This window comes from Streptococcus zalophi (assembly GCF_016481285.1).
Taxonomy (GTDB): Bacteria; Bacillota; Bacilli; order Lactobacillales; family Streptococcaceae; genus Streptococcus; species Streptococcus zalophi.
On the sequence record NZ_JAENBP010000001.1, the window covers coordinates 280,700 to 301,404 of the forward strand.

Annotated in this window: 20 protein-coding genes; 12 read left to right on the forward strand and 8 right to left on the reverse strand. The window is 34.6% G+C overall.

The features are described 5' to 3' along the window. Positions 1 to 104: 104 nt before the first annotated feature. The 6 genes from JHK64_RS01275 to serS all read left to right on the forward strand — a co-directional run bounded on the left by JHK64_RS01275 (position 105) and on the right by serS (position 6,113). Positions 105 to 917: a Cof-type HAD-IIB family hydrolase gene (locus JHK64_RS01275; protein ID WP_199567185.1), complete on the forward strand. Its 813-nt coding sequence runs from the start codon at positions 105 to 107 to the stop codon at positions 915 to 917. A gap of 500 nt (positions 918 to 1,417) precedes the next feature. After that, positions 1,418 to 2,404, forward strand: a complete 987-nt coding sequence (locus tag JHK64_RS01280; RefSeq protein ID WP_199567186.1) for a mannose/fructose/sorbose PTS transporter subunit IIA — start codon at positions 1,418 to 1,420, stop codon at positions 2,402 to 2,404. 31 nt (positions 2,405 to 2,435) lie between these two features. Continuing rightward, positions 2,436 to 3,236, forward strand: coding sequence for a PTS mannose/fructose/sorbose transporter subunit IIC (locus JHK64_RS01285; RefSeq protein WP_199567187.1), 801 nt, complete (start codon positions 2,436 to 2,438; stop codon positions 3,234 to 3,236). A gap of 17 nt (positions 3,237 to 3,253) precedes the next feature. Next, positions 3,254 to 4,165 carry a PTS system mannose/fructose/sorbose family transporter subunit IID gene (locus tag JHK64_RS01290; RefSeq protein WP_199567188.1) on the forward strand — a complete coding sequence of 304 codons (912 nt, stop codon included), beginning with the start codon at positions 3,254 to 3,256 and terminating at the stop codon, positions 4,163 to 4,165. Positions 4,166 to 4,266: 101 nt separating this feature from the next. Beyond that, the gene (locus JHK64_RS01295) at positions 4,267 to 4,635 is read left to right on the forward strand and encodes a DUF956 family protein (RefSeq protein WP_199567189.1); all 369 of its coding nucleotides are present in this window, start codon (positions 4,267 to 4,269) and stop codon (positions 4,633 to 4,635) included. Positions 4,636 to 4,835: 200 nt separating this feature from the next. After that, positions 4,836 to 6,113, forward strand: a complete 1,278-nt coding sequence (gene serS, locus JHK64_RS01300; protein ID WP_199567190.1) for a serine--tRNA ligase — start codon at positions 4,836 to 4,838, stop codon at positions 6,111 to 6,113. Positions 6,114 to 6,146: 33 nt separating this feature from the next. On the opposite strand, the gene der is transcribed toward serS, so the two are convergent. From der to JHK64_RS01330, 6 genes are all read right to left on the reverse strand, one after another. After that, positions 6,147 to 7,457 (reverse strand): ribosome biogenesis GTPase Der, encoded by a 1,311-nt coding sequence (der, locus tag JHK64_RS01305; protein ID WP_199567191.1) that lies wholly within the window; start codon positions 7,455 to 7,457, stop codon positions 6,147 to 6,149. A 17-nt stretch (positions 7,458 to 7,474) separates the two neighbouring features. Beyond that, positions 7,475 to 8,377 (reverse strand): primosomal protein DnaI, encoded by a 903-nt coding sequence (gene dnaI, locus JHK64_RS01310; RefSeq protein ID WP_199567192.1) that lies wholly within the window; start codon positions 8,375 to 8,377, stop codon positions 7,475 to 7,477. Beyond that, positions 8,378 to 9,544, reverse strand: a complete 1,167-nt coding sequence (locus JHK64_RS01315; RefSeq protein ID WP_199567193.1) for a DnaD domain protein — start codon at positions 9,542 to 9,544, stop codon at positions 8,378 to 8,380. Then, positions 9,531 to 10,025 carry a transcriptional regulator NrdR gene (nrdR, locus tag JHK64_RS01320; RefSeq protein WP_199567194.1) on the reverse strand — a complete coding sequence of 165 codons (495 nt, stop codon included), beginning with the start codon at positions 10,023 to 10,025 and terminating at the stop codon, positions 9,531 to 9,533. The genes JHK64_RS01315 and nrdR overlap by 14 nt, the downstream gene beginning before the upstream one ends. A gap of 109 nt (positions 10,026 to 10,134) precedes the next feature. Further along, a complete protein-coding gene (locus JHK64_RS01325) occupies positions 10,135 to 10,671 on the reverse strand; it encodes a YceD family protein (RefSeq protein WP_199567195.1) in 537 nt (178 codons plus the stop codon). Beyond that, positions 10,671 to 11,240: a TetR/AcrR family transcriptional regulator gene (locus tag JHK64_RS01330; RefSeq protein ID WP_199567196.1), complete on the reverse strand. Its 570-nt coding sequence runs from the start codon at positions 11,238 to 11,240 to the stop codon at positions 10,671 to 10,673. Before JHK64_RS01330 ends, JHK64_RS01325 begins: the two co-directional genes overlap by 1 nt. A gap of 105 nt (positions 11,241 to 11,345) precedes the next feature. Here JHK64_RS01330 and JHK64_RS01335 point away from each other — a divergent pair, with 105 nt between their 5' ends. Together JHK64_RS01335 and JHK64_RS01340 are read left to right on the forward strand one after the other, a co-directional pair. Then, on the forward strand, positions 11,346 to 12,053 hold the full coding sequence (locus tag JHK64_RS01335) for an ABC transporter ATP-binding protein (RefSeq protein ID WP_199567197.1): 708 nt from the start codon (positions 11,346 to 11,348) through the stop codon (positions 12,051 to 12,053). A gap of 2 nt (positions 12,054 to 12,055) precedes the next feature. Next, positions 12,056 to 14,665, forward strand: coding sequence for an ABC transporter permease (locus tag JHK64_RS01340; RefSeq protein ID WP_199567198.1), 2,610 nt, complete (start codon positions 12,056 to 12,058; stop codon positions 14,663 to 14,665). 67 nt (positions 14,666 to 14,732) lie between these two features. Here the strand turns inward: JHK64_RS01340 and htpX are convergent, their stop codons facing one another. Next, entirely contained in the window at positions 14,733 to 15,623 is an 891-nt protein-coding gene (htpX, locus tag JHK64_RS01345; protein ID WP_199567199.1) for a zinc metalloprotease HtpX, read from the reverse strand. 14 nt (positions 15,624 to 15,637) lie between these two features. Continuing rightward, complete coding sequence (locus tag JHK64_RS01350) at positions 15,638 to 16,192, reverse strand: LemA family protein (protein ID WP_199567243.1); 555 nt, start codon at positions 16,190 to 16,192, stop codon at positions 15,638 to 15,640. A gap of 162 nt (positions 16,193 to 16,354) precedes the next feature. Between JHK64_RS01350 and rsmG the strand changes: the two genes are divergently transcribed. From rsmG to brnQ, 4 genes are all read left to right on the forward strand, one after another. Beyond that, positions 16,355 to 17,068, forward strand: a complete 714-nt coding sequence (rsmG, locus tag JHK64_RS01355; RefSeq protein WP_199567200.1) for a 16S rRNA (guanine(527)-N(7))-methyltransferase RsmG — start codon at positions 16,355 to 16,357, stop codon at positions 17,066 to 17,068. Positions 17,069 to 17,116: 48 nt separating this feature from the next. After that, positions 17,117 to 18,496, forward strand: a complete 1,380-nt coding sequence (locus JHK64_RS01360; RefSeq protein WP_199567201.1) for a TrkH family potassium uptake protein — start codon at positions 17,117 to 17,119, stop codon at positions 18,494 to 18,496. A 15-nt stretch (positions 18,497 to 18,511) separates the two neighbouring features. Next, on the forward strand, positions 18,512 to 19,183 hold the full coding sequence (locus JHK64_RS01365; protein WP_199567202.1) for a potassium channel family protein: 672 nt from the start codon (positions 18,512 to 18,514) through the stop codon (positions 19,181 to 19,183). A gap of 115 nt (positions 19,184 to 19,298) precedes the next feature. Beyond that, positions 19,299 to 20,687, forward strand: coding sequence for a branched-chain amino acid transport system II carrier protein (gene brnQ, locus JHK64_RS01370; protein WP_199567203.1), 1,389 nt, complete (start codon positions 19,299 to 19,301; stop codon positions 20,685 to 20,687). Positions 20,688 to 20,705 lie beyond the last annotated feature (18 nt).

The following is a 20,705-nucleotide window of genomic DNA, read 5'->3' on the forward strand; positions in this document are numbered from 1 at the left end:
TTTCAAATCTTTTCACTAAAGATTGTTCTTAAAAGAGGAAAGACTTCTTTAGAATCATAGACCTCTTTCTTCCTATTCTATCATTTATTTGATATAATACACACATGATTAAAAAAGTAATAGCTATTGATTTGGATGGGACTCTCTTACGTAGTGATAATACGATATCAGATTACACTATCCAAACGATTAAAAAAATTAAAGCTTTAGGGCATCATATTATCATCACAACTGGTAGACCATCATTTATGTCAATTGACTACTATAATATGTTAGAGCTTGACACACCAATGATTAATTTCAATGGTGCTCTAACATATATCCCTGGAAAAAAATGGGAATTCGAGCATACTGTTCGAATTGATAAAAAATACCTCTTTGAAGTTTTAAAATGTCAAGAAGACTTTGAAGCAGATTTTATTGCTAGCCAATATCGTAAAAACTTCTTTATTGCACTTAATAATGATAGTGATGTTAATCCTGAACTTTTTGGTGTTAAAAAATTTTTAGACCATATGTTTTTGATTCCTAATAAAATCACTAAAGATCCTAATGCTCTTTTGATGCAGACACGCGCTGAAGATCGTTATGCTTTAGCAAAAGAAATCAAACAGTATTTCAACTATGAACTTGAAGTAGATTCTTGGGGTGGGCCATTCCATATTCTTGAATTTTCACCAAAAGGTATTAATAAAGCCTATGCCTTAAAGTACTTATTAAACGTATTAAATATATCAAAAGAACACCTCATTGCATTTGGTGATGAGCATAATGATATTGAAATGATTGATTTTGCACCAACTAGCTATGCTATGAAAAATGCAACATCATTACTCTTACCTCATGCCAGTAAACAATTGGATGAAACTAACGATGAAGATGGTGTGGCTAAGCAATTAGAAAAACTATTCTTTTAGTTAATTATTATCATACAAGTATCTCTAATTCATAGATTGAGGTACTTTTTTGTTTTTTCTAATCTTATCAAAAATGTTTCTAAAAGTTCTTTTACAAACGATTAAAAACATTTTAAACCAATTTCAACCATTTCTTTATGGTTTTAACTATGAAAATTCCATGGAAATCGTCATTTTTTTAATAATTATCTTAAAAATTTATTTTTTAGATCACAATATTTATTTTGATAAAACCTTACAGATAAGCATTTTTTTGCTGTGAAAATAATGAAAACAATCGTTTTTGTTTATTTTAATTTTATTTTGATTGTATTTGATAACTTATAAAATTAGCTTGTTTTTGCTAATTCAAGTCTCTTGCTTTTTAGTTGTAAACGTTTTACAATGTATATGTTCTTGAATTTCTTTGGGATAAATAAGAGTCGCCTTCAATTTGTTTAGATCGGAGATTACTCTTATTCATCTCAATGAAAAATATAAAAAAAGGAGGAAAGTCAAGAATGGGTATCGGTATTATTATTGCCAGCCATGGCAAATTTGCTGAAGGTATACATCAATCAGCTACAATGATATTTGGCGAACAAGAAAATGTTCAAGTGGTTACTTTTATGCCAAATGAAGGTCCTGATGATTTATACAATCATTTAAGCAATGCTATCGCAAAATTTGATACTAATGATGAAGTGCTTGTTTTAGCTGACTTGTGGAGCGGTTCTCCATTTAATCAAGCTAGTCGTATCATGGGGGAAAACCCAGATCGTAAATTTGCCATCATCACTGGTCTCAACTTGCCAATGCTTATCCAAGCCTACACAGAACGTATGATGAATGCAAGTGCAGGAGTGGAAGAAGTTGCGGCAAATATCATTAAGGAAGCAAAAGAAGGCGTAAGAGTGTTACCTGAGGAACTTCAACCTCAAGAAACGACTACACCTGTTGCTGCAGCGGTAGCACAAGGAGCTATCCCAGAAGGAACAGTTATTGGAGATGGTAAATTAAAAATTAACCTAGCCCGTATTGACACTCGTCTTCTTCATGGTCAAGTTGCAACTGCTTGGACACCTGAATCAAAAGCTAATCGTATTATCGTTGCTTCTGATACAGTTGCTAAAGATGACCTTCGTAAACAACTCATTAAACAAGCTGCTCCTGGAGGAGTAAAAGCTAATGTAGTTCCAATTAGTAAATTGATTGAAGCTGCTAAAGACCCTCGTTTTGGTAACACTCAAGCACTTATCTTATTTGAAACTCCTCAAGATGCTTTGAAAGCTATTGAAGGTGGGGTTGATATTAAAGAATTGAATGTTGGTTCGATGGCTCACTCAACTGGTAAAACCATGATTAACAACGTATTATCAATGGATAAAGATGATGTTGCCACATTCGAAAAATTACGTGATTTAGGCGTTGATTTCGACGTCCGTAAAGTCCCAAATGATTCTAAAAAGAACTTGTTTGATTTAATCAATAAAGCAAACGTTCAATAATCTTATTTATAAAAACGAAAGGATTTATAAGATGTCAATTATTTCTATTATTTTAGTTGTCGTCGTTGCTTTCCTAGCAGGAATGGAAGGTATCCTCGACCAATTTCAATTTCACCAACCAATCGTTGCTTGTACCTTAATTGGTCTTGTAACTGGTCACCTCACTGCAGGTGTTATGCTTGGTGGTTCACTACAACTTATCGCTCTTGGCTGGGCTAACATCGGAGCTGCAGTAGCACCTGACGCTGCTCTTGCTTCTGTAGCTGCTGCCATCATCCTTGTTAAAGGTGGCGATTTCTCAAACCAAGCTATTTCAGTAGCACAAACTACTGCTATTCCTCTAGCCGTTGCTGGTTTATTCCTTACAATGATTGTTCGTACTATCTCAGTCGGACTTGTTCATGGTGCTGATACAGCTGCTAAAAAAGGAAACATTGGTGCTGTAGAGCGTTATCATTTATTTGCTCTTGTTCTTCAAGGTTTACGTATCGCAGTTCCAGCTGCTCTTCTTCTTGCAATTCCAACCGAAGCTGTTCAAGGTGTTCTTACTGCAATGCCTGACTGGTTAAAAGATGGTATGGCTATCGGTGGTGGTATGGTTGTTGCTGTAGGTTATGCTATGGTTATCAACATGATGGCTACTCGTGAAGTATGGCCATTCTTCGCTCTTGGTTTTGCTTTTGCTGCCGTTAGCAACCTTACTCTTATCGCTCTTGGTGTTATCGGTGTTGCGATCGCTCTTATTTACCTTAACCTTTCTAAAAAAGGTGGGAACTCAAACGGCGGTGCTGGCTCAAATGACCCAATTGGCGACATTCTAGAAAACTACTAAGAGAAGGGAGAACTAACATGTCAGAAAAATTACAACTTTCAAAATTAGATCGTCAGAAAGTTTGGTGGCGTTCAACTTTCCTTCAAGGTTCATGGAACTATGAACGTATGCAAAACTTGGGTTGGGCTTATGCTTTAATCCCAGCTATTAAAAGACTATATCCTAATAAAGATGAACAATCAGCCGCTCTTGAGCGTCATTTAGAGTTCTTTAACACTCATCCATATGTTGCTGCACCAATCATTGGTGTAACACTTGCCCTTGAAGAAGAAAAAGCAAATGGTGCACCTATCGATGACGCTGCAATTCAAGGGGTTAAGATTGGTATGATGGGACCTCTTGCAGGTATTGGTGACCCAGTCTTCTGGTTTACTGTTCGTCCAATCTTAGGAGCACTTGGTGCTTCACTCGCTGTTACTGGTAACCTTATGGGGCCAATCATTTTCTTCGTTGCTTGGAATGCTATTCGTATGGGATTCTTATGGTATACACAAGAAATGGGTTATAAAGCAGGTTCAGAAATCACAAAAGATATGTCTGGTGGTATCCTTCAAGATATTACTAAAGGGGCATCTATCTTAGGGATGTTCATTCTAGCTGTACTTGTTCAACGTTGGGTATCAATTAAATTTGCCTTTGATGTTGCAAAAGTACAATTAGATGAAAAGGCTTATATCCACTGGGATCAATTACCAGCAGGTAGCGAAGGGATTAAAGAAGCCTTTGCTCAAGTAGGTCAAGGTTTATCTCAATCTCCTGAAAAAGTTACAAGTTTCCAACAAAACTTAGATTCACTTATTCCTGGATTTATGGGTCTTATCCTAACACTTATCTGTATGTGGTTACTTAAGAAAAAAGTATCACCTATCCTTATGATTCTTGGATTATTCGCGGTTGGTATTCTAGCCCACTTAGCAGGATTAATGTAATTTATTTCACTATTACTGATAAAAAAGAAGTGGGAAACCGCTTCTTTTTTATCTTGTGATATAATAGTATTGAAATAGGAATAGAAATAAAGGACTAACAAATGGTACAATCGTTAAACAAAACTGTTTTTTTTAAAAGCACAGGGGTTTCTTACCTAGGACTCGGTGGAAAAGTTGGAAAATTTCTTATCGGTGATAAGGCTATCGAATTTTATAACGATAACAATGTGGGAGACTACATCCAAATCCCTTGGGAAAATATTGAGACAATTGGAGCTAATGTTTCAGGGAAAAAAATAAGTCGTCACTTTGAAATTTTTACAGATCAGGGAAAATTTCTCTTTGCTTCAAAAGACTCTGGAAAGATTTTAAAATTAGCAAGAGACCAAATTGGTAATGAAAAAATCGTTAAATTACCAACATTACTCCAAAAAATTGGGTCTCTATTTGCGAAAAAAAAGAAAAATTAGTATAATAGCTAAAACGGATAAGTAAGATTAATTTATTTTCAGAGAGTCTACGGTTGTTGTGAGTAGATATTAAGTTAATGTGAAATTCTACCGTTCTTATCAATTAAATAAAAAAATTAAGGCACAAAGTGTGAAGCTGGATGGAACCGCGATAAATTCGCTCCAGTAGTCATATTTTGTGCTTTTTATTGGAGGAAATTATGTTAGATTTAAAACGCATTCGTACCGACTTTGACCTTGTCAGTGAAAAGCTGGCAAATAGAGGCGTGGAAAAAGAAACACTCTCAGAATTAAAAGAGTTAGATGTCAAGCGTCGTGAACTTCTAGTGAAGACCGAAGAGTTAAAAGCAGAACGTAATCTCTCTTCTGCAGCAATCGCTAAAGCTAAACGCCTCAAAGAAGATGCTAGCCAACAAATTCGTGCTATGCAAACATTATCTCAAGAAATAAAATCCATTGATGCTGAACTGACTAAGATTGACGACACATTAAATGCTATTTTAACAAGATTACCAAATATTCCTCATGACTCTGTGCCTATTGGTGCTGATGAAGAAGACAATGTTGAAATTAGACGATGGGGAACTCCTAGAGAGTTTACTTTTGAGCCTAAAGCACACTGGGACTTAGGTGAAGCATTAGACATTCTTGACTGGGAACGTGGTGCCAAAGTGACTGGTGCTCGCTTCTTATTCTATAAAAAACTAGGGGCAAGGTTAGAACGTGCCATCTATAATTTTATGTTAGATGAACATCTTAAAGAAGGCTACGAAGAAATGATTACGCCTTATATGGTAAATCATGACTCAATGTTTGGTACTGGTCAGTATCCAAAATTTAAAGAAGATACCTTTGAATTGTCTGATAGTCCCTATGTCCTTATTCCCACAGCAGAGGTGCCACTAACTAATTTCTATCGTAATGAAATCATTGACGAAAAAGAATTACCGATCAACTTTACGGCTATGAGCCCTTCTTTTCGTTCTGAAGCAGGTTCTGCTGGTCGTGATACCCGTGGATTGATTCGCTTGCATCAATTCCATAAAGTTGAAATGGTTAAATTTGCGACACCAGAGCAGTCTTATGATGAACTAGAAAAAATGACTGCTAATGCAGAAAACATTCTGCAAAAACTAGAATTGCCATACCGTGTTTTAGCTCTCTGTACAGGAGATATGGGCTTTTCAGCAGCGAAAACTTATGACCTAGAAGTTTGGATCCCTGCTCAAAACACCTATCGCGAAATTTCAAGTTGCTCAAACACAGAAGATTTTCAAGCTCGTCGCGCCCAAATTCGTTATCGTGACGAAACTGATGGTAAGGTAAAACTCCTACATACCCTTAATGGTTCTGGACTAGCTGTAGGTCGTACGGTTGCTGCTATTCTTGAAAATTATCAAAATGAAGATGGGTCAGTAACTATTCCTAAAGTATTACAACCTTACATGGGTAATATTGACTTTATCAAACTGGAATAAAATAAAAAGTAGAAAGACTTCTCTTTCTACTTTTTATTTTCGTTTTCTTGCAATTAAATGAATCGGAGTTCCTTCAAACACAAATGCTTGTCTGATTTGGTTTTCTAAGAATCGTAAGTAAGAAAAGTGCATTAACTCTTCTTCATTAACAAAGATCACAAAAGTTGGTGGTTTAACAGCCACTTGTGTGGCATAGAAAATTTTGAGACGTTTTCCTTTGTCCGTTGGTGTTGGATTAATTGCAATCGCATCCATAATCACATCATTTAAAACGGCAGAAGGGATACGTGTGTTTTGACTTTGTGAAATAGATTTAATCATCTCAGGCAATCTGTTAAGTCTTTGCTTACTTACAGCTGAGACAAAAATAATAGGGGCATAAGACAAGTATTGAAAATGATTTCTAATATCTTCTTCCCATTTAGAAACGGTATGGTTATCTTTTTTAATGGTATCCCATTTATTAACAACGATAATCATCCCTTTTCCAGCTTCGTGGGCAAAACCGGCAATGCGTTTATCATACTCTCTAATACCTTCTTCGGCATTAATGACCATTAAGACAACATCACTGCGGTCAATAGCACGCATGGCACGCATGACAGAATATTTTTCAGTGTTTTCATAGACTTTACCAGATTTTCTCATCCCTGCCGTATCAATCATTGTAAATTCTTGACCATCACTATCAACAAAATGAGTATCAATCGCATCGCGAGTTGTACCAGCGATTGGACTTGCAATCACGCGCTCCTCACCAAGAATAGCATTGATTAAGCTTGATTTACCGACATTTGGACGGCCAATCAGGCTAAAGCGAATGATATCTGGATTTTCTTCATCACTGTCTTCTGGCAAATTTTGAACAATAGCATCAAGAACATCACCAGTTCCGATACCGTGTACTGATGAAACAGGATAAGGATCACCCAAACCAAGAGAATAAAAATCATAGATGTCATTTCTCATCTCAGGATTATCTACTTTATTGACAGCTAGGATGACTGGTTTGTTAGTTCGGTATAACATTTTTGAAACGTACTCATCAGCATCTGTGACACCTTCTTTACCACTAACAACAAAAACAATCACGTCAGCTTCTGTCATAGCAATTTCTGCTTGGTGTTTAATTTGTTCCATAAAAGGGGCATCAACATCATCAATCCCACCCGTATCGATAATACTAAATTTTCGATTTAACCATTCGGCATTGGTATAAATGCGATCTCGTGTCACACCTTCTACATCCTCAACAATGGAAATTCTCTCTCCAGCAATTCGATTAAATAAGGTCGATTTTCCTACATTAGGACGCCCGACAATAGCGACTGTTGGTAAAGCCATTCATTCTCCTTTATCTTTTAGCGTCTATTTTCACCTTCAAGATGAACTTCTTTGGCGAGAAAACGAATTCTCTCCATGACTCTTTTTGCTTGCCAGGTTTCATCGCCAGTTTTCATTTTCGCTAATTTCTTTTCTAAATCTTCTAAACTATAATTGGAAGTGAAAAAAGTTGGTAATTCTTCTAACATACGGTACTGCAAAATCACTTGCAAGACTTCATCTCTTATCCAAGAGGTACTTTGTTCAGCTCCTATATCATCAAGGATGAGTACTTCTGCTTTCTTAACGATGTCAATTTCCTCTTTAACTGTGCCTGTGTTAATCGCATTTTTAACATCGATGGTAAAACTTGGAAAGTGAATCAGAGTGGTTGAGACTTGTTTTTGCTCAGACAATTCTCTAGCCATAGCAGCCATGAGATAAGATTTACCAACACCCATATCACCATAGAGATAAAGCCCTTTTTGATTAGTATTTGGGTATTGTCTTACAAATTCAACAACAGCCTCAAAAATTGGCAAGCGTTTAACATCATCTAAAATGATATCATCAAAATTGATGTTTTTATATGATTTTGGCAAGCTAACCACATTGATACGATTTGCCACTTCATTTTGATATTGTCTTTCTTTTAATGCACGTGTTTCTTTATAAGAGACATCAGCATAGCCTTCATTCATGATTAAAATCGGTTCATAGCCCTTTGCAATGTAGCTAGGATCTTGATTTTCAAAGCGTTCTTTTTCCATCAGAAATTGATTGAATTTAGGTAAACTCAATTTGATTATTTCTTGACTCAATTGATGAGAAGTGATGAAATCAGAGATGGCAGGATGTGCCAAAATGGTCTTAATCAACTCATCAGATACCATGTGGCTTTGATGATTTTTATGTTTCATCGTTTGTCCAACTTTTTCCATCTAGTCTTCCTTCTTTCTCAGTTTTTCTAAGTGGCGACGCTTCATTTCTTCTAACTTAGCTTGCTCATCTTCAGTGGTTTCATTTTTATAGCCATCATTGCTCCACTTTGGAACATTGCTCTTTTGTGATTTTGTTGTTTCTTGTTTGGTATAATTTTTCTTCTCAGCAAAAGAACGCATTTTAATGATAGCTTGTTCTGCTGATGTGATAGTTTGATAAGAAAAATCATTGGCAATCATCATGATATAAGTCTTATTAAGATTGGCAGAGTCAGTTTTTGACATGGTATATAAAACCATGACATTAATCACTTCATCTAAAAAGCCCATCTCAGCAAGTTCTGACAATATCTTTCTTTCTGTAGCAGTGATTGTTGCATGACGAATTTTTTTAATCTTAGCTAGAAAAATATCTGATTTGTCTGACTTGGCTTCTTTTATAACTGCTAATTCTTCTTTTGAAAATTCAGTCTTACTCTCAGTTTCTGGTAAGGATTGCTTCTTAGTTTTCATTCGTTTAAGAGAAATTTTATGGTTGATAGCTGTTTCTTTAGCTAACTGATAGGTTTCAAACCAATTAAAACCATATTGTTCTGCAAAATGATGAAGACCAATGACATCATCTGTCTCATTACTAAAGCTAAGACCATCTTTTGACATTAATTGTTTAAAATTAGCCAAATCAAAAAAGTTTTTTGACTTCTTGTTGATCTTTTTTAATTCTCCCACATCTGAAAAAACATCTGAGAATTGCTTGGAAATATTTTTAACATTTAAGGGAACTTGGCAAATAAGTTGCTCGACAGCCACTTCACCAATTTTTTTCTCTAATAGTTTTCGATAGACAGGATTTTCCAAAAAGAACTCTGTTGGTAAAGCAGAATGAAGTTTAATCAAATAGGCATTGTCAGCTTGATAAAAAACAATTAAATCAAACGCTGTTAAAATATCTAAGGCCGCTTCTAAACGATGCATGCCAAACTGTAAATGATTTAATATATCACTAAATTTATGTTGTTTTTGGCCATTATCGTAAAAGGCAACAAAATAATCATATAAAGCTAAGGCATCACTTCCAATGATAGGAAAATAAGACTGCAACAAGCTTGTCGCATTATAGGTGATGTTATTGTGTTTTAGAAAATAAAAAGGTTCAATCGGTTTCATCTGTTATCTTACTTTTCTTATTGCTTCTTACCCGTTTTGTGATTTGTTTTAACAAGGCTTCAATTTCATCCACATCTTTAAAACTACGATAAACACTGGCAAAACGGACATAGGTAATTTCATCTAACTCAGCTAATTGGTCCATCACCAAGTTTCCAATGACAGAACTTGGGACCTCGCTATCATACTCACTACGTAAATGCTGCTCAACATCACTCACAATTTTTTCAATAGAGGCACTTGAGACTGGACGCTTTTGCGCACTATGAATAATCCCATTTAGAATTTTATCTCTTGAAAACTGCTCTCTAGTCCCATCTTTTTTGATTACTAAGAGAGGCGATTCTTCAATTCTTTCAAAGGTGGTAAAACGTGTATGACAGTTCTCACACTCTCGACGACGACGGATAGTGTTGCCTTCTTCAGCTTGACGACTATCAACAACACTGGATTTAGTATAATGACATTTTGGACAACGCACAAGAGCACCTCTTTCTATTCATTTTATATCTCTTTAATACTTCATTTTAACATATTTTAGACGATAACAAAAGCACACAGATTTACCATGTGCCTGCTTTTTTGAGCTATTAGTCATCATCAAACAATCCTTCAAGAGCTGTAAAAGGATTATTTTCTTTCTTTTTTTGTGTTTTTAGAGCCTGATACTGTTCTTCTGTTAGAACAGACCAGCTTTCCCCACTTGGGAGATCATCTGTTTCTTCTTCTTTTTTTGTTAATACCTTCAAAGGAATGTTTAATAAAATATTATCAACCACACTCTCTTCTAAATTAATAGTATCTGTTTCTAATGGTAAAATCAATTCATCTTGAGAGTTCTCTTCAGAAAAACTTTGATTTGCTTCTTCTGAAAAGACTTCTGTGACAAGAAGGTGTTCTGTCAACTCAACTGGTACCATAGAACGACTAGAAGGCAGAATAATCTGGTAATCCAAATCATAAGTTAATAGAAATAAATGATTTTCATAGCTGATTTGTCCTTTGGCTCTGACATTTTTAATATCAATGATGCTGTCTTCTCTTTGTAATAATAAATCTTTGATGTCTAAATTTTTATCAAAAGAAATGGGACCTGAATTTTTCTTAATCTCAATGGTGCGAAACATTAAATTTCTCCTTTTATTAATTCAAATGGTGTGGTGTGGCGTGTTTTAAATAAGATAGCTATGATTTCTTCACTGGGACGTGGCTTTTTTTCTTGTAGCCATGTTAAAAAAATGGCTAAAATACTCATAACTGTCAGGTTAATAATATAGCTATCAGGAATACTCGCTTTTTTTATTTTATCTTTTTGATGATTAAAGATAAAATTTCTAATCAAACTGGTTAACTCAGCTTCAAATTGTCTATCTCCATTATACCCTAATAATGATTGAAATAACTCAAAATGTTCTTCAACATAATGGACAAGTTGAATAACTTTATCATTAATGGGAGAAGTCAACATCTCAGAAGATAAACGATTTTTGATATGTTCTATCAAATCTTCTCTCGTTGTTTTGATAAAATCATCAATATCTATATAGTGTAAATAAAATGTGCCACGAGAAATCCCAGCTTTCTTAGTCAATTGAGAAACATTAATTCTATGAATAGGGGTTGTTTTAAGTAGAAAAATAAAGGCATTTGTCAAATAAAGTCTCGTTTGTTCTTTTTTGGTATCGTATTCTGACATTTTCTTTCTCCTCAAACAAAATGAACACTTTGTCTTTTTGTGTCCATCGCTACAAAGCAAGTGTGTAGTAAAATATAAATATAAGGTACCACAAAGGAGAAAACTATGTCAAACATTATCCAATTGAAAAATGTCCAAAAAATTTATCATGAGGGACAAGACGATGAAGTCAGAGCGATTGATAATATTAGTTTAAACTTAAAAAAAGGTGAATTAACGATTATTTTAGGAAATAGTGGTGCTGGCAAATCAACGCTTCTAAATATTCTTGGGGGTATGGATCAAATCAGTTCAGGGGAAATAATAGTTGATGATGAAAAAACTTCTGATTTTTCCGAAAAAATGCTCACTAGTTATCGAAGACAAGACATTGGTTTTGTTTTTCAATTTTACAACCTTATCCCAAATCTGACAGCTCTTGAAAATGTTGAATTGGCAAGTGAAATCGTTAAGAATCCTCTTGATCCTCAGCAAATGCTACTTGATGTTGGACTGAAAAATAGAAGCAATCATTTTCCTGGTCAACTCTCTGGTGGTGAACAACAACGTGTTGCAATTGCTAGAGCAATGGTTAAAAACCCAAAATTATTACTGGCTGACGAGCCTACTGGAGCACTTGATTACAAAACGAGCAAGCTGATTTTAAAACTTTTTCAAGATTATCCTAAGAAAACTGGGAAAAATGTGATTATTGTGACGCATAATTCAGCCTTGAAAGCTATGGCAGATCATGTTATTGAACTTTCTGACGGTCGTATTAGACATGATTATTATAATAAAGAGCCTCTTGATGTTTTTGATTTGGAGTGGTAAGAATGAAAAAACTAGCGCTTAACAGTCTAAGAACTATAAAAAGAAATTGGACACGACTCTTATCAATCACTATTTTAATCGCCTTATCCAATTTTGTTTTGATTGGGTTATTTAGTGCAGGTCCAAATATGAGAAAGACCATTGCAGAAACTTATCAAAGAGAACACTTAGCAGATGCACACATCGTCTCAACAGATTTAATTAGTGAGGATGATAAAACGGAACTCTCAAAAGCATCTTTTATTAAAGCGATAGAATATCAGACAGTCATTGATGCCAAGCTAAATGATAAGATGATTCGTCTCGTTAGCTTACCTGAAAAAATTTCAAAATTTGATCTCACACAAGGACGTTTACCAAAAAAAGAAGATGAAATTGCTATTGGCGAGCAATCACAACATCAACTTGGTGATACGATAACAATCATTTCAAAAAACCTCACTTCAAGCCATTTTAAAGTAGTTGGCATTGTAAAATCTTCAGAATTTATGTCCAAAACAAGCTTGGGAGTAACGCCTTTAGGGGATGGTACCATTCACTATTTTGGTGTTTTAACTAAAAACACCTTTCAAAAAACTGATAATGTAGCAAAAATTATCTTTAAAGACACTGAGAAAAAAGAGGTTTATAGCAAGACTTACAGTGTTGCTGTTGAAAAAAACATCACCTCACTCGAAAAGATAACGCAACGTTTGACCAACAAACATAGAGAATTAGCTTTAGAAGAAATTAGTAAAGCTCTAGAAGACATTGAACTTGCCCGTGACCAGTTAAAGAGTAGTAAAGAAGCAATTGAAAAACAAATAATAACTATTGAACAACTTGAAACGGGAGACATTAATACTGCTGGAATAGACGAACAATTTCAGCAAGAAAAAAAACAACTAATCGCCCACTTAGAAGAGATAAAAAATCAGGATAACAAACTAAACGAGCAGAAAATGACTTTAGAAAATAGGAAAAAACAACTTGATTTTTTAACTCTTACTGTTGAAAATCGGTCAGAATTCTCTGTTGGTTATTCCGACTACGGCAATACCGCAACTAGAATTGATATTTTAGCCACCATATTACCTGTCATTTTCTTTATCATTTCACTCATGGTTAGTATCACTACCATGAAACGGATGGTAACCGAAAAACGAATTGAAATGGGCGCCTTACGATCACTCGGTTTCACCAAAAATGAAGTGATGAGAGAATTTATTATCTTTAGTGGCATAACAGCTCTCTTAGGTAGCTTGATAGGTGCTCTTTTAGGTATTTATCTCTTACCTAAAATGATTTTCAATATTTTTTCAAATGGTAGCTATATCTTAGATGAAATGATAGTAGTTTATCAATGGCCGTTAATTAGTCTATCTTTCACCGTATCATTTTTTAGTACTTTATTAGCTGTTTATTTTGCTGCTAAAAACGAATTGAAGGAGTTTCCAAGTCAATTAATGCACACAAAAGCTCCTCAAAAAAAGAACACAATTTTCTTGGAATCTTTCCCGCGACTTTGGCAATCTATTTCTTTTTCAAATAAGTTGACATTAAGAAATAGCTTTCGGTATAAGTCAAGACTTTTGATGACAATCTTAGGGGTTATGTTATCAACCAGTCTTCTCATTCTAGGAATTGGTATTAAAGACAGTTTGTCACTTTTGGTTCCCACTCAATACCAAGAAATCACTACTTATGACATGATGACACTCTTCAATCCTCATTCACTTGATTTAAAGGATTATCAAAAAACAATAGATGATTTTGCAAATCAAAAAAAGAAGATTCTTTTTAAAAATTTAAGCATTCATGATAATGGTTTTTTAGAGCCACAATCGGTTCAGTTATTTGTTGCAAACGACCTGACTGATTATATTGCTCTAGACAATAAACCAACTGAAAAAGGAGTTGTGGTGACTCAAAAATTAGCCTCTTCTCTTGGTTTAAAAAATGGTGATGACCTTATTGTTAAAGATCTTGAGGGCTATTCAAAAAATCTAGCTGTTATTGGTATGACTAGTAATCACGTCGGGCACATGATTTATATGACACCTGATTACTATGAGAGTGTTTTTAAAGAAGCTTATCAAGAAAATGCTTATCTTATCAAAAGTCAAAAGGCAATCGATTCTTTTTTAAAGAAAATAACTCAATATGAAGCAAGTGTTGGCATCCTTCAAAATAAGGTCCTAAAACAAAACGTTAGAGACTTTTTAAAAGGTTTAGACGGTATTCTTATGATTATTGTCACCATTTCCATGCTTCTTGTATTGATTGTCTTATTTACCTTAACAAGCATTAACATTTCAGAGCGAGAAAAGGAATTAGCGACTATTAAAGTATTGGGGTTCTATCAAAAAGAAGTTCTTTTATATATTTTTAAAGAGACCATTCTACTAACACTAATCGGAATTTTATTTGGTATTGGTCTTGGCTATCTTCTCCACCGGTTTGTCATGACTGTTTTACCTCCTGCTAGACTCCTAGCTATTCAAGGACTAACTTGGCATAATGTCGCTATTGCAACAGGTGCTGTCTTAAGTTTTACAATTGTTGTCATGTTGATTATGAATAGGCATATTAGAAAAATTGACATGTTGACAGCCTTAAAATCTGTGGAATAGATTTTTAGTACTAAAAAACATTAAAGACTTTGGTTAATCAAAGTCTTTAATGTTTTTTATAATAAGATTACATTTTTCGTAAGCGTTCAATCCTCTCAGAAATTGGTGGGTGGGTATAAAATAACGATTTAAAGCCTTCTTTTTTCTTAGGGTCATTGATATATAAAGCAGCACTAGCACTATCAATTGGCTGAGACATGGGTGCTGATTGATCAAGTTTTTGAAGAGCATTGATCATGCCTTGCGGATTTCTTGTTAGCTCAACACTACTAGCATCTGCTAGAAATTCTCTTTGTCTAGAGATAGCCAATTGTACCAGAGTTGCTGCTAAAGGCGCTAATAAAAGAGCAACTAACGCAAAAATCAAAATGATTATTTGAGCGCCACTACTATTTTTATTACTGCGTCTTCTACTGCCACCATAAAATAAGATACGACTGCCCATGGAAGATAGCATAGTAATGGCACTTGCTAAAGCTACTGCAATGGTGGAAATTCTAATATCGTAGTTTCTAATATGGCTAACCTCATGACCCATGACTGCTTCTAATTCTTCACGATTCATGACAGCTAAAAGACCGGTTGTTGCTGCTACAGCGGCATTTTCTGGCTTTGAACCTGTCGCAAAAGCATTTAAGGCAGGGTCATCAATGATAAACACACGTGGCATTGGAATTTGTCCAACCATTGCCATATCTTCTACAACATGATAGAGATCGGGAGCTTCTTGTGCCGTAACTTCTCTTGCTTTATTCATTGACATGACAACATTAGTTGATTGAAAAATCATACTAAAAGCATAGATAAAGCCAATCACAAAAGCAATAGCCAGACCAGCCAAATAGTTATCAAACATCAGATAGCCAATGGCTGCACCAATAATGCCAAACAGAGCAAAAAAGACTAGCAATAATACTATAGTTCGTCTTTTATTGCTGGCAATTTGATCAAATAGCATAATCTTCTCCTACCTTAAAAGTCAAACTTAACTTGAGGAACCGATTTTTCTGACTCAGGAACTTCAAGAAATTCTTTTGGTTTAAAACCAAAGATACCTGCAATCAGATTGGTAGGAAAGATTTCTAACTTCACATTATAGTTAGCAGTGGTTGTATTATAAAGTTGACGTGAATAAGAAATTTTGTTTTCAGTATTTGTCAATTCTTCTTGTAATTTCAAAAAATTAGCATTGGCTTTTAAATCAGGATAGTTTTCAGCTACAGCAAAAATACTCGCCACTTGACGTGTTAAAGCGTCACTTGCTTTCATTGCTTCTCCTGGGGTTTTGGCACCAGCCACTCGAGAACGAAGTTCTGTCACTTTTTCTAGCGTCTTACCTTCATATTGACTATATCCCTTAACTGTTTCTATAAGGTTAGGAATAAGGTCATTACGACGTTTTAGTTGGACGTCAATTTGACTCCAAGATTCTTGTGTTTGCATTCTAGCTTTAATTAATCCATTGTAGACAGCAATAACATATAAAACTAGAACACCAACAATTCCTAATATAATATAAAACATAATAGTCTCCTTTAAATCTTTTAATATATTATAACAAATTATTAATTAAAAATCTGTTTATAATCTCCCTGTTATTCTTTATCAATAGAAGCTTTCTCTCTCTATCATAAACGGTTATTTTATGTTAAAATGATAGACGAACATTATTTTAGTAAGGAATAATCAATGACACCTGAAGAATTTTATGACGCTTTAGCAGAAAAAAATATAACTCTTTCTCAGTTTCAAAAACAACAGTTTGAGGATTATTTTCACTTCTTAATCGAATGGAATGAAAAAATCAATTTAACCACCATTACTGAAAAAAAAGAGGTCTATTTAAAACATTTTTTTGATTCGATTGCGCCGATTCTTTTTGACTTTCTCTCGAATAAACCAATAACATTACTTGATATCGGTGCTGGTGCTGGTTTTCCTAGTCTACCTATCAAAATTATTTTTCCAGACATTCAAGTGACCATTATCGACTCCTTAAATAAAAGAATTCAATTTTTAACACTTTTAGCTGAAAAATTACAGTTAAAAAGTGTCTCTTTTTACCACGGTCGCGCTGAAGATTTTGGCCAAAACAAAGCTTTTAGAGGACAATTTGATGTGGTAACTGCACGTGCTGTTGCTCGTATGTCTGTTTTATCTGAGTTGACTTTACCCTTTCTAAAAATTAATGGTCAAGTGATAGCTTTAAAAGCTAGTGCTATTGAGGAGGAACTGTCAGATGCTAAAAATGCGCTGACAACTTTATTTGCAAAAGTAACAGAATCATTTGATTACCAACTGCCAAATGGAGATCCTAGAAATATAACACTACTTACTAAAACAAAAGAAACACCTAACCGTTTTCCAAGAAAAGCAGGTGTCCCAAATAAAAAACCACTTTAATTGACGAGCTGTGATGCCTTTTAATCACACTTACAGGAGAATCACTCAATGAAAAAATTTTTCAAACTAGCGCCTTTATCTATCACACAACGATTAAGTGCTAGTTTTCTCATCGTTATTATCATTGGTAGTTTTTTATTATCACTACCAATGATGCATTATCCTCATGCCCCAAAAACAACCTATCTTGAACATCTTTTTACATCCGCATCCATGGTTTCTGTGACAGGTTTAGCTGTCTTTCCTATAGGGGATGTTTATAATGGCTTAGGGCAAACCATTGCTATTATTTTAATGCAAATTGGTGGTCTTGGATTAGTCTCTTTAATTGCTTTTAGCTATTATACCTTAAGAAAAAAAATATCTATTACTGATCAAACCATGCTACAATCCTCTCTAAGTAAGGATTCTTCAAAGGATTTAAAACGCTATCTCTACTCTGTTTACAAATTAACTTTTTTTGTAGAAGCTGTTTTTGCTCTAATCTTAATGATTGATTTTATTCCTCATTACGGATGGAAGAATGGCATTTTCAACAGTATTTTTTTAGCAGTTTCAGCCTTTTGTAATGCTGGTTTTGATAATCTGGGCTCAAACAGTTTAAACTCGTTTACTCTTAATCCTATTGTTAACTTTGCTGTAGCCTTTTTAATCATTTCTGGTGGATTAGGGTTTGGTAATTGGCGTGATATCGTTCATCGCTTGCAACAATTCGTCTTTAGTCGTCCAAGAAATATTAAATTAACTATTAAAAAACTAAGTGTTCAAACAAAACTTGTTCTGTCAACAACGGTTATCATTTTAACCATCGGAACATTTTTGTCCTGGTTGTTTGAGCATGATAATCCTGCAACAATTGGGAATTACAATTTTTTCCAACAAATCATGGTTAGTTTTTTTCAAACAGTTACCATGCGTACAGCTGGTTTTTCTACGATTGATTTCACACAAACTAATTTTGCCACCAACTTCGTCTATATGGTACAAATGATTATCGGAGGTGCCCCTGGTGGTACTGCTGGTGGGGTTAAGATAACTGTTGCTGCCATTTTATTTCTATTATTTAAAGCAGAATTAAGAGGAAGAAGTGAAGTCACTTTTCATTATAGAAGTTTTTCACAACGATTAATTAAACAAACATTAACCGTTTTAATCTTCTATTTTATCGTTTTAATGACTGGGTATCTCTTGCTATTAGAGTTTGAGAAATCTCTTAGTCCTTTTTCCCTCTTATTTGAGACAATAAGTGCTTTAGCAACGGTTGGGGTATCCATGAATTTAACCCCAGAATTATCAGATGTTGGTAGATTAATCATCATGTCTTTAATGTTTATTGGTCGAGTAGGTCCGGTTACTGTCTTATTGAGTCTAAGACAACGTCAAGAAAAAACAGTACACTACGCCAAAACAGATATATTTATTGGATAGAAAAGGAAAATAATTATGAAACAAAAAATTGTAGGTGTCTTGGGTCTAGGTATTTTTGGTCGTACTATTGCTGCAGAACTAAGTGAATTTGGTCAAGAAATTATCGCCATAGATAGTAAAGAACAACATATCCAAGAAGTAGCTGACTTTGTCAGCAAGGCTGCTATTGGTGATATTTCCGACATGGAAATCTTAAAAAATACTGGCATTGACCAATGCGATGTTGTTATCATTGCAACAGGAAATAATCTGGAGAGCTCAGTTTTAGCTGTCATGCATTGTAAAAAACTTGGGATTCCAAGAATTATTGCTAAAGCAAGAAGCAGTCACTATGAGGAAGTGCTCTATGAAATCGGGGCTGATCTTGTTATTTCTCCTGAAAGAGAATCAGGAAAGGTTGTTGCTTCCGATATCTTAAGACACACTATTGCTGGTATTTATCACTTTGAAGGTGATGTTGCCATCGTTGAATTTAAACTGCCTAAAGAGTGGATAGGAAAAACCGTTCAAGAATTAGATGTCCGTCGTAAATACGATCTCAATCTGATTGGTACAAGAATCAGTAAATCATCGCCACTTGATACCTCTATTCCTGTTAATGAACCATTTGATGAAAATGCTATCATTGTTGCTATTGCAAATTCTAGAACCTTTGAAAAACATGATTATTTAGGTTATTTTAATTAATTGATATTTTATGATACATATTGACAGCCTTAAAGCATTATAATATAATCCTAATCATATACTTTTTTTGTAATAATTAATCTATTACCATTGCCATTATAGAAAGGGCTATCTATTGAAACATACAACACAAAAAAATAAATTTCTCATCATTGGTTTTATGCTATTTGCTCTCTTTTTTGGAGCAGGTAACCTCATTTTTCCTGCCTTTTTAGGGATTTATTCTGGTGGGAATATTTGGCCAGCTGTGCTTGGTTTTCTCTTAACCGCCGTCACACTTCCCTTATTGGGTGTTATTGCCATTTCCTATACAGGATCTACTAACCCTGAAGAGTTGGCAAAACCAATCGCAAAGCCGTATGCTATCTTTTTTTCGGTAGCTCTTTACCTTTCTATTGGACCTTTTTTTGCCATTCCAAGAACAGGTGCCACATCTTATTCAGTTGGTATCGCACCAATTTTTGGTGATAGTTTACTAACGAAATCTCTCTATGCTCTTGTCTTTTTTGGGATTTCTTATTGGCTAGCCATTAAACCTAATAAAATTGCAGAACGTATTGGTAAATACTTAACTCCTGCTCTTTTGGTCGTTATTGCTATCTTGGTCATTTTTTCATTCATCAAACCTGCAGGCGATTTAGGTACTCCAATTGATATTGGCACTAATGTTAATGAAGCCTTTTCTAGGCTACCTTTTGTTGCTGGTATTATCCAAGGTTATGGAACGATGGATGCCTTAGCATCACTCGCTTTTTCTATTCTAGTTATTAACGCTGCTAAAAGTTTTGGTGATCAATCAAATAAAGAACTGGCTAAAACAACCATGAGTTCTGGAGTGATTGCAACTATCTTATTGGCTCTTATCTATATTTTCATCACCCGTATCGGTGCCACTTCACAAAGTTTATTCACATTTACAGATGGTCAATTCATGATGAATAACTCTGCCATTGATGGTGGTCATATCTTATCACAATCTGCTCATTATTACCTAGGACAAATCGGGCAAATCATCCTATCAATCATTATTTTTCTTGCCTGTTTAACCACTTCAACCGGTCTTATTACAGCTTGTGCGGAATATTTTAATGAATTGGTTCCTAAGATTTCTTACTTTGTCTGGGTAACCTTATTCACCATTATTGCAACAACATTCTACTTTGGTGGTCTTGCTGAAATTATCAATTGGTCAGTACCTGTTCTCTTTTTACTTTACCCTCTCACCATTACTTTGATTTTCCTATCACTAACAAAAGAGTGGTTCAAAGGAGATCGTCTGGTTTATCAGATAACCACAGCTTTTACACTAATCCCTGCACTGTATGATGCCATTTCAACCCTAAGTGGAATGACTGGTTTCTTTACTATTTCTAAAGGGATAAAGGATTTCTTTACAACTGTCGTTCCTCTTGGACAATATTCAATGGGATGGATTAGTTTTGCAGTCGTTGGATTTGTTATTGGCTTTATCATTTCATTAATCAAGAGAAATGCTAATCACTAAGTATCATTTTTATTAAGA

Excerpts from the sequence above, each read along its gene's own strand:
- JHK64_RS01275 (WP_199567185.1), top strand. The coding sequence starts at position 105 with ATGATTAAAAAAGTAATAGCTATTGATTTGGATGGGACTCTCTTACGT.
- JHK64_RS01280 (WP_199567186.1), top strand. The coding sequence starts at position 1,418 with ATGGGTATCGGTATTATTATTGCCAGCCATGGCAAATTTGCTGAAGGT.
- JHK64_RS01285 (WP_199567187.1), top strand. The coding sequence starts at position 2,436 with ATGTCAATTATTTCTATTATTTTAGTTGTCGTCGTTGCTTTCCTAGCA.
- JHK64_RS01290 (WP_199567188.1), top strand. The coding sequence starts at position 3,254 with ATGTCAGAAAAATTACAACTTTCAAAATTAGATCGTCAGAAAGTTTGG.
- JHK64_RS01295 (WP_199567189.1), top strand. The coding sequence starts at position 4,267 with ATGGTACAATCGTTAAACAAAACTGTTTTTTTTAAAAGCACAGGGGTT.
- serS (WP_199567190.1), top strand. The coding sequence starts at position 4,836 with ATGTTAGATTTAAAACGCATTCGTACCGACTTTGACCTTGTCAGTGAA.
- der (WP_199567191.1), bottom strand. The coding sequence starts at position 7,457 with ATGGCTTTACCAACAGTCGCTATTGTCGGGCGTCCTAATGTAGGAAAA.
- dnaI (WP_199567192.1), bottom strand. The coding sequence starts at position 8,377 with ATGGAAAAAGTTGGACAAACGATGAAACATAAAAATCATCAAAGCCAC.
- JHK64_RS01315 (WP_199567193.1), bottom strand. The coding sequence starts at position 9,544 with ATGAAACCGATTGAACCTTTTTATTTTCTAAAACACAATAACATCACC.
- JHK64_RS01325 (WP_199567195.1), bottom strand. The coding sequence starts at position 10,671 with ATGTTTCGCACCATTGAGATTAAGAAAAATTCAGGTCCCATTTCTTTT.
- JHK64_RS01330 (WP_199567196.1), bottom strand. The coding sequence starts at position 11,240 with ATGTCAGAATACGATACCAAAAAAGAACAAACGAGACTTTATTTGACA.
- JHK64_RS01335 (WP_199567197.1), top strand. The coding sequence starts at position 11,346 with ATGTCAAACATTATCCAATTGAAAAATGTCCAAAAAATTTATCATGAG.
- JHK64_RS01340 (WP_199567198.1), top strand. The coding sequence starts at position 12,056 with ATGAAAAAACTAGCGCTTAACAGTCTAAGAACTATAAAAAGAAATTGG.
- htpX (WP_199567199.1), bottom strand. The coding sequence starts at position 15,623 with ATGCTATTTGATCAAATTGCCAGCAATAAAAGACGAACTATAGTATTA.
- rsmG (WP_199567200.1), top strand. The coding sequence starts at position 16,355 with ATGACACCTGAAGAATTTTATGACGCTTTAGCAGAAAAAAATATAACT.
- JHK64_RS01360 (WP_199567201.1), top strand. The coding sequence starts at position 17,117 with ATGAAAAAATTTTTCAAACTAGCGCCTTTATCTATCACACAACGATTA.
- JHK64_RS01365 (WP_199567202.1), top strand. The coding sequence starts at position 18,512 with ATGAAACAAAAAATTGTAGGTGTCTTGGGTCTAGGTATTTTTGGTCGT.